Here is a 262-nt window from a genome sequence, read left to right as displayed (position 1 = left end):
ATCGTATCCAAGATTGCATGTGGATTCAGTAATGATACTGATAAGGCAAATACAATTTGTTTTTTGGTGGACATTTGCATAGTTTGAGCGTCCGACTGTGGGTGCGCTTTGGCAGACCAAATTTGAAAACCCATATACAATAAAAAAATGACTCCGAATATGATTAATGTAACACGCAGCCAATCATATTGCATGACAATCAACGAAAAACCCAAAATAGCTAACAGGATGAGCACTGTATCACAAATGGCAGCTGTGATCG

Annotated in this window: 1 protein-coding gene; it reads right to left on the bottom strand. The window is 38.5% G+C overall.

All coding sequences use genetic code 11. The features are described from left to right. Window positions 1-262: LysE/ArgO family amino acid transporter (locus tag SB773_RS32685; protein WP_410594554.1), on the bottom strand; the 262-nt coding region annotated here is incomplete at both ends.

Source organism: Bacillus sp. SIMBA_074, assembly GCF_046534555.1.
GTDB lineage: Bacteria > Bacillota > Bacilli > Bacillales > Bacillaceae_G > Bacillus_A > Bacillus_A mycoides.
Note: the sequence above shows the minus strand (reverse complement) of the source record. Positions and strands in the feature narration are given on the sequence as shown.